The organism is Salmonella sp. SJTUF14076 (genome assembly GCF_015534835.1).
GTDB lineage: Bacteria > Pseudomonadota > Gammaproteobacteria > Enterobacterales > Enterobacteriaceae > Salmonella > Salmonella enterica.
In genome coordinates this window covers 2913852-2928247 of the sequence record NZ_CP064674.1, presented here as the reverse complement: position 1 = coordinate 2928247, position 14396 = coordinate 2913852, and the positions used below count along the sequence as shown (strand labels likewise).

Here is a 14396-nt window from a genome sequence, read left to right as displayed (position 1 = left end):
GTAAATGTCATTAATCAGTATGCATGGCGCATGGCTGTCGTTCAGCGACGCGCCGCTTCTCGATAACGCAGAGTTGCATATCGAAGATAACGAACGCGTCTGTCTGGTGGGGCGTAACGGCGCCGGGAAATCCACCTTGATGAAGATCCTCAACCGCGAACAGGGTCTGGACGATGGGCGTATTATTTATGAACAGGATCTGATCGTCGCGCGTCTGCAACAGGACCCGCCCCGTAATATTGCGGGTAGCGTCTATGACTTTGTCGCCGAAGGTATCGAAGAACAAGCGGAATATCTCAAGCGCTATCATGAGATTTCCCGTCTGGTGATGACCGATCCCAGCGAGAAAAACCTCAATGAAATGGCGCGCGTACAGGAACAGCTCGATCATCATAATCTGTGGCAGCTGGAAAACCGTATTAATGAAGTGCTGGCGCAGCTTGGACTCGATCCTAACGCCGCGCTGTCGTCGCTCTCCGGCGGCTGGCTGCGTAAAGCCGCGCTGGGTCGGGCGCTGGTCAGCAATCCGCGCGTATTGTTACTGGATGAACCGACTAACCATCTGGATATCGAAACTATCGACTGGCTGGAAGGGTTTTTGAAAACCTTTAACGGAACGATTATTTTTATCTCTCACGATCGTTCGTTTATTCGCAATATGGCAACCCGCATTGTCGATCTCGATCGTGGCAAACTGGTCACCTATCCGGGAAATTACGATCAATACCTGCTGGAGAAAGAAGAAGCGCTGCGCGTAGAAGAATTACAAAACGCGGAATTTGATCGCAAACTGGCGCAGGAAGAAGTCTGGATTCGCCAGGGGATCAAGGCGCGCCGCACCCGTAATGAAGGGCGCGTGCGGGCGTTAAAAGCGATGCGTCGTGAACGCAGCGAGCGCCGGGAAGTGATGGGCACGGCGAAGATGCAGGTCGAAGAGGCGACGCGCTCCGGTAAAATCGTTTTTGAGATGGAAAACGTCGATTACCAGGTAGAAGGAAAACAACTGGTAAAAGATTTCTCCGCTCAGGTACAGCGCGGCGACAAGATTGCGTTAATTGGCCCGAACGGCTGCGGTAAAACCACGCTACTGAAACTGATGCTGGGACAGCTTCAGGCTGACAGCGGGCGCATCCACGTAGGAACGAAGCTGGAGGTCGCCTACTTCGATCAGCATCGCGCCGAACTGGACCCGGAAAAAACCGTGATGGATAACCTTGCGGAAGGCAAGCAAGAGGTGATGGTAAACGGTAAGCCGCGCCATGTACTGGGCTATTTGCAGGACTTCCTGTTTCATCCCAAACGGGCGATGACGCCCGTTCGCGCGCTTTCCGGCGGCGAACGTAACCGTCTGCTGCTGGCGCGACTGTTCCTCAAGCCGAGCAATCTTTTAATTCTCGATGAACCAACGAACGATCTTGACGTCGAAACGCTGGAACTATTAGAAGAATTAATTGATGGCTATCAGGGCACGGTACTACTGGTCAGCCACGATCGGCAATTTGTCGATAATACCGTGACGGAATGCTGGATTTTCGAGGGCGGCGGCAAAATCGGACGTTATATTGGCGGCTACCATGATGCGCGTGCGCAGCAAGAGCAGCATCTGGCGACGAAACAGCCAGTGGCGAAAAAAAATGAGGAAGTTATTGCCCCTAAAGCAGAAATTGTAAAACGTGGCAGTAGCAAACTAAGCTATAAACTGCAGCGCGAGCTGGAGCTGTTACCCGGTCAGCTTGAAGACCTGGAAGCGAAGCTGGAAGCGCTCCAGGCGCAGGTTGCGGATGCGGCCTTTTTTAGCCAACCCCATGAGCAAACGCAGAAAGTTCTGGCCGATTTAAGTCAGGCGGAGCAAGAACTTGAGCAAGCCTTCGAACGTTGGGAGTATCTTGAAGGCCTGAAAAACGGGGCATAACGAAAGGAGCGCCTATGTGTGAACATCACCATGCTGCGAAGCACATATTGTGCCCGCAATGCGACATGCTGGTGGCTTTACCCCGCCTCTCGCATGGGCAAAAAGCAGCATGTCCACGATGCGGCGCAACGTTAACGACCGAGTGGGACGCGCCCCGGCAGCGTCCTACCGCCTATGCGTTAGCGGCACTATTTATGTTGCTGCTTTCTAACCTTTTTCCCTTCGTGAATATGAATGTCGCGGGCGTCACCAGCGAAGTCACGCTTCTGGAAATCCCCGGCGTCATGTTTTCTGAAGATTACGCCAGCCTCGGCACGTTCTTTTTATTATTTGTCCAACTGGTGCCGGCATTTTGCCTGGTGACTATTCTATTACTTGTCAACCGCGCCAGTCTGCCGTTGTCGGTAAAAAAAACGCTGGCAAGGATCTTTTTCCTCCTCAAATCGTGGGGAATGGCGGAAATATTTCTCGCCGGGGTGTTGGTCAGTTTTGTTAAGCTGATGGCCTACGGCGATATCGGCATCGGCAGCAGCTTTATTCCCTGGTGCTTATTTTGTCTCGTTCAACTGCGGGCGTTCCAGTGTGTCGATCGCCGCTGGCTGTGGGATGATATCGCCCCGCAGCCTGCACTGGCGCAGCCGTTAACGCCGGGGATTACCGGTATCCGGCAGTCTTTGCGTTCTTGCGCCTGCTGTACGGCGATCCTGCCTGCGGAGAGTCTCGTCTGTCCGCGTTGCCATACGAAAGGCTATGTCCGGCGTAAAAACAGTTTGCAGTGGACGCTGGCGTTATTATTTACCTCGATCATGCTTTATCTGCCCGCCAATATTTTGCCGATTATGATTACCGACTTACTGGGCTCGAAAATGCCGTCGACCATTCTGGCTGGCGTGATTTTGCTGTGGAGCGAGGGGTCTTATCCGGTGGCGGCGGTTATCTTTCTCGCCAGTATTATGGTGCCGACGCTAAAAATGATCGCTATTGCCTGGCTTTGTTGGGATGCGAAAGGCCACGGTAAGCGCGACAGTGAACGGATGCATTTTATTTATGAAGTAGTGGAGTTTGTGGGGCGCTGGTCAATGATTGATGTCTTTGTCATTGCCGTACTCTCTGCGCTGGTGCGTATGGGAGGGTTAATGAATATTTATCCTGCGATGGGTGCGTTGATGTTTGCTTTAGTCGTCATAATGACAATGTTTTCTGCGATGACCTTTGATCCGCGTCTGTCGTGGGATCGTGAATACGAACCAGGCAATGAGGAGTCCTGATAGCATGGAACCTAAAAAAGGGGAAGCCAAAGTACAAAAGGTGAAAAATTGGTCGCCTGTCTGGATATTCCCGATTGTTACTGCGCTTATTGGAGCCTGGATTCTGTTTTATCACTACAGCCACCAGGGACCGGAAGTTACCTTAATCACCACCAATGCGGAAGGCATTGAAGGCGGAAAAACGACGATCAAAAGTCGCAGCGTGGATGTCGGCGTGGTTGAAAGCGCGACGCTGACTGACGATCTGACCCACGTACAAATCAAAGCGCGGCTCCATTCCGGTATGGAAAAGTTGCTGCATAAAGACTCGGTATTTTGGGTGGTAAAACCGCAGGTGGGGCGTGAAGGCATCAGCGGGCTTGGGACGCTGCTATCAGGTGCGTATATTGAACTACAACCAGGAAGTAAGGGCAGTCAGCCGGAAAGCTATCAGCTTCTTGACTCACCGCCGTTGGCGCCGCCCGATGCCAAAGGTATTCGTGTGATTCTGGACAGCAAAAAGGCCGGTCAGCTCAGTCCTGGCGATCCCGTTCTGTTCCGGGGCTATCGGGTAGGGTCCGTTGAAACCAGCTCTTTCGATCCGCAAAAACGGACAATGAGTTATCAGTTGTTCATTAAGGCGCCAAACGATCGGTTGGTCACCAGTAATGTCCGATTCTGGAAAGATAGCGGTATCGCTGTGGATCTGACATCGGCGGGAATGCGCGTGGAAATGGGATCGTTGACGACGTTATTTGGCGGCGGCGTGAGTTTTGATGTGCCGGAAGGACTTGAGCAGGGGCAACCCGTCGCCGAAAAAACGGCGTTTAATCTCTACGACGATCAAAAAAGTATTCAGGATTCGCTGTACACCGATCATATCGATTACCTGATGTTCTTTAAAGATTCGGTGCGCGGATTACAACCCGGCGCGCCGCTGGAGTTCCGCGGTATTCGTCTGGGGACGGTAAGCAAAGTGCCTTTCTTTGCGTCTAATATGCGTCAGGTGTTTAACGACGATTACCGTATTCCTGTGCTGGTGCGCATTGAACCGGAGCGTCTGAAAGCGCAACTGGGAGAAAATGCGGATGTTGGCGCGCATTTGACGGAACTGCTTAAGCGCGGTTTACGCGCTTCGCTTAAAACCGGTAACCTGGTGACCGGGGCGCTGTATGTCGATCTGGACTTTTATCCTAAGGAGCCGCCGATTACCGGGCTACGCGAATTTGATGGTTATGAAATTATTCCCACCGTCAGCAGCGGCCTGGCGCAAATTCAACAGCGACTGGTGGAAACGTTGGATAAGATCAACAACCTGCCGCTGAATCCGATGATCGAACAAGCGACCAATACGCTGTCTGAAAGCCAGCGTACTATGCGTCGGCTGCAAACCACGCTGGATAATATGAACAAGATTACCTCCAGTCAGTCGATGCAGCAGCTTCCGGCGGATATGCAAACGACGTTACGCGAACTTAACCGCAGTATGCAGGGCTTCCAGCCTGGATCAGCGGCGTATAACAAAATGGTGGCGGATATGCAGCGTCTCGATCAGGTGCTTCGTGAGTTACAACCGGTGTTGAAAACTCTGAACGAGAAGAGCAACGCGCTGGTATTTGAAGCGAAGGATAAAAAAGATCCTGAGCCTAAGAGGGCGAAACAATGAAAAAATGGCTAGTCGTGATAATGGCGTTCTGGCTGGCGTCATGTAGCTCCGGCGGAGAGAATAAAAGCTATTATCAGCTCCCGATAGCGCAAAGCGGTGTGCAAAGCACCGCAAGCCAGGGCAACCGTCTCTTATGGGTAGAGCAGGTTTCCGTACCTGACTATCTGGCAGGTAACGGTGTGGTGTATCAAACCAGTGATGTCCAGTATGTGATTGCCAATAACAATCTGTGGGCCAGCCCGCTGGATCAGCAATTGCGTAACACGCTGGTGGCGAATCTTAGCGCCCGGCTTCCTGGCTGGGTCGTCGCTTCCCAGCCGTTGGGAACCACCCAGGATACGTTAAACGTTACCGTAACCGGATTCCATGGACGTTACGATGGTAAGGTTATCGTCAGCGGGGAGTGGTTATTAAACCACAACGGACAACTGATTAAGCGGCCTTTTCATATCGAAGCCAGCCAGCAGAAAGATGGCTATGATGAGATGGTCAAAGTACTGGCAAGCGCATGGAGTCAGGAAGCAGCCGCTATCGCAGATGAGATAAAGCGCCTTCCCTGAGATAAAAGTAATGTAAATTTAACCGCTTCAGGTCGTGCGCCTGAGGCGGTTTTTTTATTTTTGACGCCGGAAAAATAGTTGTTATGGCTCACATTTTTTGTACAAATGATTTACCGTATAGCTCACAAATATGACATTGGTGTGAATTTTGCGCATTGACGGGCGATCCATTTAGAGGTATTCGTGTAGTGTGATTGCACATTTTGTAATCACTGTTTTCTTTTCCACCAGATACAAATATGAGGGAAACGAGGCATGAAGAGACAAAAACGAGATCGCCTGGAACGGGCACATCAACGTGGATATCAGGCCGGCATCGCCGGACGATCAAAAGAAATGTGTCCCTATCAGACGCTGAATCAACGGTCATACTGGTTGGGAGGTTGGCGACAAGCCATGGAGGACAGGGCGGTAATGGCCTGATTCTGTCTCTTTAGAAAAAAGAAACCTCCGCAGTGCGGAGGTTTCGCCTTTATTGGCTTTGCAAGCATAATACCGATAGCGCGGAATATCAATTCAACACTTAGAACGCGGAAGTATCCTGGAACAAACCGACTTTCAAATCGTGTGCAGTATAGATTAGACGACCATCCACCAGAACCTCACCGTCCGCCAGGCCCATGATCAGGCGACGGTTTACGATACGTTTGAAATGAATGCGATAGGTGACTTTCCTGGCTGTCGGCAGAACCTGGCCGGTAAATTTCACTTCGCCCACGCCCAGAGCGCGGCCTTTGCCTTCGCCGCCCAACCAGCCCAGGTAGAATCCCACCAATTGCCACATAGCATCCAGACCCAGACAACCGGGCATCACCGGATCGCCGATAAAGTGGCATCCGAAGAACCATAGATCCGGATTGATATCCAGCTCGGCTTCGACATAGCCTTTGTCGAAATTGCCGCCCGTTTCGGTCATCTTAACGACGCGGTCCATCATCAGCATGTTCGGCGCAGGGAGTTGCGGCCCTTTAGCGCCAAACAGTTCACCACGACCAGAGGCAAGAAGGTCTTCTTTTGTATAGGATTCGCGTTTATCTACCATGTTTTATGTAAACCTTATTTTATTGAAGCACGCAGGATAGCTAACACGTGTACGCTGAACAAGTCCGATCAGTTCGGAATAAAAGCGTTCAGCCAACGTAATGGCCACGGGAAACGATGACGGCCTTCCTGTTGCGTCGCCTGCGCGATACGCTCCTGGATAGTCTGCATCAACGTCGTTTGACCTTCGCCATCCCACACCAGATTTAACAGTAGCGGTAAGGCGTCGGTCACGTCGTCTACCGCCCAGATAGTGAACTTCTCTTCTTTAACCGCTTGCAGCAGTTCAGATTTAAGACTGAGATGGCGGACGTTGGCGGCAGGGATAATTACGCCCTGTTTACCGTTTAATTCCCGCTGCTCGCAGATGGCGAAGAAACCTTCAATTTTTTCGTTTAGCCCGCCCACCGGTTGCGCGCGACCAAACTGATCGACCGAGCCGGTAATCGCAATGTTTTGATTCACCGGCACATTGGCCAGCGCGCTGATGAGCGCACATAATTCCGCCATTGAGGCGCTATCGCCATCCACTTCGCTGTAGGACTGCTCAAAGGTTAACGAGGCAGAGAAGGGAATTTGTTGCTCCAGCTGCAACTCCGACATCAGGAAGGCCTGCATAATCATCATTCCCTTAGCGTGGATATTTCCGCCAAGTTCGGCCTTGCGCTCAATATCGTTAAATTCGCCATCGCCGATATGCACAACACAGCTAATTCGCGACGGTTCGCCAAAGGCGCGCGGATGCCCGGGAAATTCAATGACGGAAAGCGCATTGATTTGTCCAACGCGTTCGCCTTCGGTTTCAATCAGGATCTGCTCTTGCAGAATCTCATCCTGCATCCGTTCCGCCAGAAAGCCTTCTCGCCATTCGCGTCGGGCAAGCATCAGGCTGAGCGCTTCTGCGCCGCAGGTATCGCCTTCGCATAAAGGCGACGCCTCCTTAAACTGGCGGGCTATCCACAGTGGGCAAAGAGGCAGCGTATCCTGTTCGCCGGTATAGCGCACAGCCTCGCGTATCAGGACGGGCCAGGCGTCCGGTGCCGGAGGGGGCAAATTATCGCGTAAAGCGATACGCGTCACCCATTGACACCACAGGGTCATAGCTTCTGCGTCCGCTATCTGTAAATTGTCTTCAAATTCACTGTAGATAGCCTGTTCCGCGAGCTCCGGTTCCATCTCCTGAAAATCAGCCAGTGATTCACGTTCGCCAACCAGAATCACCTTCAGTTTGAGCGGCATGGATGGCACGGAGACCGGTAATGGACGCGACTCGTCAAAGGCCACCCAGTCAAAACGCTCGCGGCTAACGATGGCTTTCAGACGCATCCACAGTAACGGCTGCGCCAGAAGGGTTCGTAAGGAAATAATCAGCACGCCGCCGTTCGCCTGATGAACCAGTCCCGGCTGCAGGGTAATGTCGCCGTTATACTGCCGCAGGCAACCAAAGAGCTGTTCGGCTTCGACCCAGTCCGCGCTGACGACTTGTGTGATGGTGGCAAAGTTGTCTTGCGCATTCTGCGCGGCGCGGTAATGAACAGTATGCCCGGAAACGTCATAATGTCCGCCGGTTAATTGTCCGGCATCGGTTTGCAGAGCGCGGACGGCATCTGAAAGTAAAGTGAGATACTCTTGCTCTTCAGGCGCTTTAGTCAGCATAAAAGAGGATGAGCTCCACGGCTGAATAAGCTGCTCAAGCGCAAATTGCAGTCGTGGCTGAGTATCACTGAGTAAGGTGTCGTTTTCGTCAGTCGCGTGTGGCTGTGCAAATATCTCCTGATAGCTTTCGCTATCCGGAACCAGATCACGCCATGCAAGTTTCGTAATGGTCAAAGTTGAGGTTTTTTAGTCTGTTGTAAAAGGGGGGATTATAGCCTAACCCGTCACGCTGCACACGCGGAAAGCGAATGCAAAGTAATATGAAGACGTGTAACCATTCACAGGTTCGAGATTCTTTTCTTCAGATGGCTAAAAAACTGATATTCTGATAACAGTTACACGGTAACATTGGGATCACAATGAAATATCAACAACTTGAAAATCTTGAAAGCGGTTGGAAATGGAAATATCTGGTGAAAAAGCACCGCGAAGGGGAGTTGATCACCCGCTACGTGGAAGCCAGTGCTGCCCAGGAAGCCGTCAATTTGTTGTTGGCCCTCGAAAATGAACCGGTGCGGGTAAATGTCTGGATAGACAGGCATATGAATCCTGCCTTGCTTAATCGGATGAAACAAACCATTCGGGCAAGACGCAAACGACACTTCAATGCGGAGCATCAGCATACGCGCAAAAAATCTATCGATTTAGAGTTTATGGTCTGGCAGCGTCTGGCGGGCCTTGCGCAGCGACGCGGTAAAACATTATCCGAAACGATTGTGCAACTGATAGAAGACGCGGAGCATAAAGAGAAATATGCCACGCAAATGACCACGTTAAAGCAGGATTTACAGGCGTTATTAGGCAAGAAGTAACGCTGAAAGGCGTTGCCACCCAGACCAGAGCAAAAAACCCCGCGAAGCGGGGTTTTTTATCAGACGGAAACTTAAGCCTGCGGCTGAGTTACCACGTCTTTAACGCCTTTAACTTCGATCTCTACGCGACGATCCGGAGCCAGGCAATCGATCAGGGCAGCGCGAGGTTTCACGTTGTCACAGGTGTTGCCGGTAACCGGGTTAGATTCGCCCATACCACGTGCGGAGATTTTGTCAGACGGAATACCTTTGGAGATCAGGTAATCAACAACAGACTGAGCACGTTTCTCGGACAGACCCTGGTTGTAAGCGTCAGAACCGATACGGTCAGTGAAGCCCAGAACGACAACGGAACCGTCTTTCGGATCCAAGTTGCTCAGCTGGCTGTACAGCTGATCCAGAGCCTGCTGGCCTTCCGGCTTCAGGGTAGATTTGTTGAAGTTGAACAGTACGTCAGACTTCAGAGTGAAGTGCTTGGTCTGTACTTCCGGAGCCGGTGCCGGTGCCGGTGCGACTACCGGAGCAGCTTCTTGCTGGCCGAAACGGTAGGAAACACCTACGCTCAGCAGGCCGTTGTCCGGACGGGTGCCGATGGTGTTGGCATCACCGATGTTGTTAGTCCACTGGTATTCCAGACGGGTTGCGATTTCAGGGGTGATGGCATACTCGATACCGCCCGCGAATACCGGGGAAACGCCGGTGTCGTGGTCTTTAGTAGACGGGCCGCCAGGGACGTTAGACTTGGTGTCTGCACGCCATACCATACCACCCAGACGGGTATAAACGTCCAGATCGTCAGTGATTGGATAACCCAGTTTAGCGGTCAACTGAACGCCCTGAGCTTTATAAGCGCCATTGATGTTGTCGCCTTTGTACGGCATACGGCCTAACCAGTCGTAGCCCATTTCAAAGCCAACGTACGGGTTAACCTGGTAACCACCAAAAGCACCTGCGCCCAGTTGGTTTTCATGAGTCGGGCCATCATTGTTAATGAAGCCGGTGTCATGGTACTGAGACCAGCCCAGTTTAGCACCAGCGTACCAGGTGTTATCTTTCGGAGCGGCCTGCGCTACGGTAGCGAAACCAGCCAGTGCCACTGCAATCGCGATAGCTGTCTTTTTCATTTTTTGCGCCTCGTTATCATCCAAAATACGCCATGAATATCTCCAACGAGATAACACGGTTAAATCCTTCACCGGGGGATCTGCTCAATAGTTACTCTACCGATATCTACGGCTTATGCTGAGCACCCCTGGCGATGTAAAGTCTACAACGTAGTTGGAAACTTACAAGTGTGAACTCCGTCAGACATGTGAAAAAAACATGACGGATATACACATCATTTAACAGTTTCAGATGATAAATCGTACAGCAAAAATTGCGGAAACCGCTTCTGACAAGCGTTCTCGCAAAAAAAACGTTAGCACTTAAAGGAGATACGTTCGCGTAAAAAAAAGTCCAGGATAAATCCTAATTTTACTTAATGATACAAATTAGAGTGAATTTTTAGCCCGGAATGCTGTCTCCTGGGTAAAGCGTGCGCACGTACAGGGCGCATGATAAACCCTACCGCATTACCTACCTTCGCTGCTTCAACCAGGCTGGCATGTTCTTCTTCTGTCAGTTCTTCAGTCATCCAACCAATTACCACGCTGTAATTTCCTGTACGCAAAGCGCGGATCATCGACTCCAGCGTATGACGAGGCGCAAGCTGGCTAATTTGCATCACTTTCGTTAATGGCAAACCTGAAGACTGTACCCATTCACGGCTGAGCTTTTGCTGCGGCGTGAGCCAGAGCTGCCAGCGTGATTGTTGGCCTAACTGACGGAGTAAAGGCAAAAGCAGGAGTTGCGCCATCATGGGCTGGTCTTCGTGGTAGACAACTTCACTGACCAGTCCTGCCGCGGCATTTTCCGTAGCGGTGCGCGCAGCGTTGTGGGTAGTGGTAGGAAATGACGAAGAACGATTTGCATAACCTGAAGTGTACATAATCAATCCAGCCCTGTGAGTTACTGTATATTCATACAGTACCCCTGTGGCGATGAAAGATCAACTCTATTTTCGGAAACTGTCTCGCAATTTTTATTCTTAGTGGCGTCAAAAATAAAAATCATCTTGCTCGCGGAGTATAAGTTGCCTATTTTCGTCATTAACGGATCCGTTACTGCAAATCATTCTTTTACTTTATGATTTAAAAGGAATTTTATGAGAGCACTCTCTTATGACAGGATCTATAAATCGCAAGAATATTTGGCCTCTTTGGGGACGATCCAGTATCGATCTTTATTCGGTAGCTATAGTCTGACTGTGGAGGATACCGTCTTTGCGATGGTGGCTAATGGCGAGCTTTATCTCCGCGCCTGTGAAGAAAGCGTACCCTACTGTGTGAAGCATCCTCCCGCCTGGCTCATGTTTATGAAATGTGGACGTCCCGTTATGCTCAACTATTACCGGGTGGATGAAAGCCTGTGGCGCGATCAGCAGCAGCTGGTACGTTTATCGAAGTATTCGCTTGACGCGGCAATGAAGGAAAAACACAGCCGTATTTTACAACACAGGCTCAAAGATCTCCCCAATATGACCTTCCATCTGGAAACATTGCTCAATGAGTCAGGGATAAAGGACGAAAATATGTTACGCATACTGGGCGCGAAAATGTGCTGGCTAAGGTTGCGACAAAGCAATCCCTTGCTGACGGTGAAAGTTTTGTATGCCCTGGAAGGCGCAATTGTCGGCGTACATGAAGCGGCGCTCCCGGCGAGTCGTCGCCAGGAGCTTGCCGACTGGGCTCATTCGCTTACGGCTGGGTAATTAATGTAGAAGTCGGCGGTGAAATTTGCCGTTGCAAGCGTCCAATCTCGGGCAGTAAGGCAATGAGCAAACCAATTTGTTGAACAACCAGAGGTTCTTTGCTGTCCGGACGTGTTTCCAGCGACTGAACTCGCTGCTTTAAACCCTCCAGCGCCTGGTGTACGCGCTGTTCGTCTTCAGGCTGATGATGAAGCGCATCATCAACGTAGCAGACCGCGTCATCCAGAAGCCCCAACACGTCCGGATTGCTGAGCTTTTCGCGGTGCGCGCCGAGGGCGGAGATATAGCTGGTAAAAGTGTGATTGAGGCAAAGCAGCCTGAACGCCGCCTCCCGGGTTTCAGCCGTGACGTCGGGTTCGCTCGACATATTAGAAACCACGGATGCCAGTTCTGCATCGCGGTTGTGCGCGTCGCGTCTGGCAATGCGATAGGCCAGGCGGTTATCCCGTCCCTGATGATATTGCTCAAGGATCGCATCAAGGTAGCGGCAATTAGCATCGGTGGCGCGCTGGAGTACCCGGGGAAGGTTGCGAAAGCGCCAGTCCGGCCAAATAAAGCTGACCGCGGCCCAGGCGATAGCGCAGCCAATTAACGTGTCGACGACACGCGGTAACGCTACCTCGAAGCCTTCGCCCAGGAGGTTAAAGCAGAGTAATACCAGCAGGGTGATGAACATCGTCGCATGGGCATACTGTACATTACGGAATGCGAAGAAAAGCACGCCGGTAATCACCAGCAGAACTAACTGTCCTTCAAGCGAAGGGACAAACCATAAAATCGGCAGGCCGATAGCAACGCCTACCAACGTACCGATAATCCTGAGCGCAAGGCGATGGCGGGTCGCGTTATAGTTAGGCTGACAAACGAACAGGCTGGTGAGCAATATCCAGTACCCGTGGCGCATCCCGGTAATTTGGATGAGAGCATAACCGATGCACAATACCAGCGACATGCGTACCGCATGGCGAAAGAGAGCGGACTCCGGGGTAAAATTACGGCTCAGACGCAGCCAGATGTCGCTAAACCCGTGCAGGCTATCATCAGCCAACTGGTTTTCTGACTCATTGCGCGGCATTGCCTGGGCCTGCTCCGACTCGATCGTCGCCAGTTGCGCATCAATAGCGCGTAGGTTGGTTAATAAGAACCCAAGCGTATTTAACAGCTCTAAAGAAGCGCCGCTGGCGCGCATACGTTCAAGCGCGGCGTCAATGTGGGTAAAGACGCGTTCAAAACGCGGATCATGCTGGTACGGCGTACGCAGTAAGATACAGCGCGCCAGCTGCGTACAGGCCTGCGCCTGCATCGACATCAGACGTTGGAAGCGGAACATGACGTCGCTATGGCGAAAATAATCGCGCAGCGTCTGGTATTGAATATGCGAAGAACTGGCGCGTTCATGAATATCCTGCGCCACAAAATAGTAATGGAGGGTGCGGCGCGTACCGCGTTGACCGCGATCGCCGCGCAGGCGACTCAATAACGACACTTTCGTTTGGTTCAGCGTCGCCATTAACTGCCCGTTCGCTAACGCTAAATCATAGAGCGGCGCCTGGCTTTCATCTTCAATATCAGGATCAAACAGACGTGATTTCAGTTCCAGATAGTGCGCTAACTGTTCGTAACTGCGTGCCAGATTATCCTGCAACGGACGGATCGGAAATAGCAGATGCCCGGTTAGCGTCAGTAGGTTATACCATACTGCGCCTGCCAGCAGGAGCAGTGGTTGCTGATACCAGTGATCGTATAAAGAGGTACCCAGCATCGTATAGATGGCAATGAGTAACGCGCCGAACGCGATGGTGGCATAGCGTTGCCCCAGTCCTCCCAACAGAATAAACCCGCTGGTGGATAACGTTAAGCCCAACGCAAATAGCCACGGCCAGGGAAAGAGCAGCTCCACAGAAGCCGACGCGATAAAAAAGCAAATTAAGGTAATGATTAAATTACGCAAGCGTCCGGCAAGGCGATCGTCGAGATCGGTTAGCGCCGCGGCAACCATACCGAGCGTGAGCGGGATGGTCAGTTTGACGTCGCCCAGCCACCAGGGCAGGGCGGTGGTGCCGCACAGAGCGATAAAAATGCGGATGTAATACAGCCAGGTACTGTTCCAGGTATAACGGCGAATCAACGGACTTAACATAAAGGCTATTTGTCCCGATCATTCAAAACGGCGGCGCGCGTTAGCTTCTCGCGCGGCGCGAGCGGTTTCTACAGAGACGACGCGGCGACCGACAGGCCAAAGCGCAATCGCGGCAATTTTAAAGTTCGCAATACCGACAGGTATCCCGATGATAGTGACACACTGCGCGATACCGGAGGCAATGTGCATCAGGCATAGCCACCAGCCGAAAAAAAGTAACCAGAAAATATTCAGCAAGGTACCGCCAGTATTCATTAATACGCTTTTCGCCGCCGGATTAAGTTCGTCAACGTGAATGGCTTCATTACCGTAAGGGAACAGGGACAGTTTGGTTATCTCCCAGCAGGAGCGGGTCAACGGCAGGGTAAAAATAAGCACAATACTGACAAGCGTCGCCAGCAGCCAGGCCAGCGTAGTGGCAAAGCCGCCCAGTACAAAGTTTAAAATATTCAGAACGGTACGCATAAACCCTCAGTTCATTCCGGTTTTCTATCACTGCGGGCAATTGTAACGTTTTTTTAGACTGGAGCACGTTTTCTCTGGCGGTTAC

General features: G+C 51.6%; 13 protein-coding genes. 7 read left to right on the top strand and 6 right to left on the bottom strand.

All coding sequences use genetic code 11. The features are described 5' to 3' along the window. Positions 1–4: 4 nt before the first annotated feature. The 5 genes from HU143_RS14390 (at position 5) to rmf (ending at position 5808) form a co-directional block, all read left to right on the top strand. On the top strand, positions 5–1912 hold the full coding sequence (locus tag HU143_RS14390) for an ABC transporter ATP-binding protein (RefSeq protein WP_023227216.1): 1908 nt from the start codon (positions 5–7) through the stop codon (positions 1910–1912). A 14-nt stretch (positions 1913–1926) separates the two neighbouring features. Beyond that, positions 1927–3180, top strand: coding sequence for a membrane integrity-associated transporter subunit PqiA (gene pqiA, locus HU143_RS14385; protein ID WP_023227215.1), 1254 nt, complete (start codon positions 1927–1929; stop codon positions 3178–3180). 4 nt (positions 3181–3184) lie between these two features. Beyond that, positions 3185–4825 (top strand): intermembrane transport protein PqiB, encoded by a 1641-nt coding sequence (gene pqiB / locus HU143_RS14380; protein WP_000433416.1) that lies wholly within the window; start codon positions 3185–3187, stop codon positions 4823–4825. Continuing rightward, the gene (gene pqiC, locus HU143_RS14375) at positions 4822–5385 is read left to right on the top strand and encodes a membrane integrity-associated transporter subunit PqiC (protein ID WP_000759136.1); all 564 of its coding nucleotides are present in this window, start codon (positions 4822–4824) and stop codon (positions 5383–5385) included. Before pqiB ends, pqiC begins: the two co-directional genes overlap by 4 nt. Positions 5386–5640: 255 nt before the next feature. Then, complete coding sequence (rmf, locus tag HU143_RS14370; protein WP_001537784.1) at positions 5641–5808, top strand: ribosome modulation factor; 168 nt, start codon at positions 5641–5643, stop codon at positions 5806–5808. Between the two features lie 100 nt (positions 5809–5908). On the opposite strand, the gene fabA is transcribed toward rmf, so the two are convergent. Both fabA and HU143_RS14360 read right to left on the bottom strand, forming a co-directional pair. Further along, entirely contained in the window at positions 5909–6427 is a 519-nt protein-coding gene (fabA, locus tag HU143_RS14365) for a bifunctional 3-hydroxydecanoyl-ACP dehydratase/trans-2-decenoyl-ACP isomerase (protein WP_000227928.1), read from the bottom strand. Positions 6428–6495: 68 nt separating this feature from the next. Next, positions 6496–8256, bottom strand: coding sequence for an AAA family ATPase (locus tag HU143_RS14360; RefSeq protein WP_023227214.1), 1761 nt, complete (start codon positions 8254–8256; stop codon positions 6496–6498). 185 nt (positions 8257–8441) lie between these two features. On the opposite strand from HU143_RS14360, the gene matP reads away from it, so the two are divergent. Next, positions 8442–8894: a macrodomain Ter protein MatP gene (matP, locus tag HU143_RS14355; RefSeq protein WP_000877172.1), complete on the top strand. Its 453-nt coding sequence runs from the start codon at positions 8442–8444 to the stop codon at positions 8892–8894. 71 nt (positions 8895–8965) lie between these two features. Here the strand turns inward: matP and ompA are convergent, their stop codons facing one another. Continuing rightward, a complete protein-coding gene (ompA, locus tag HU143_RS14350; RefSeq protein ID WP_001670727.1) occupies positions 8966–10018 on the bottom strand; it encodes a porin OmpA in 1053 nt (350 codons plus the stop codon). Positions 10019–10374: 356 nt separating this feature from the next. Further along, a complete protein-coding gene (gene sulA, locus HU143_RS14345; RefSeq protein WP_000288732.1) occupies positions 10375–10884 on the bottom strand; it encodes an SOS-induced cell division inhibitor SulA in 510 nt (169 codons plus the stop codon). Between the two features lie 216 nt (positions 10885–11100). On the opposite strand from sulA, the gene HU143_RS14340 reads away from it, so the two are divergent. Next, positions 11101–11706, top strand: coding sequence for a TfoX/Sxy family DNA transformation protein (locus HU143_RS14340; RefSeq protein WP_001202375.1), 606 nt, complete (start codon positions 11101–11103; stop codon positions 11704–11706). Here the strand turns inward: HU143_RS14340 and yccS are convergent. Together yccS and HU143_RS14330 are read right to left on the bottom strand one after the other, a co-directional pair. Continuing rightward, positions 11693–13846, bottom strand: coding sequence for a YccS family putative transporter (gene yccS, locus HU143_RS14335; protein WP_000950876.1), 2154 nt, complete (start codon positions 13844–13846; stop codon positions 11693–11695). The genes HU143_RS14340 and yccS overlap by 14 nt on opposite strands. 18 nt (positions 13847–13864) lie before the next feature. Beyond that, positions 13865–14311: a YccF domain-containing protein gene (locus HU143_RS14330; protein WP_001261222.1), complete on the bottom strand. Its 447-nt coding sequence runs from the start codon at positions 14309–14311 to the stop codon at positions 13865–13867. Between the last annotated feature and the right edge of the window lie 85 nt (positions 14312–14396).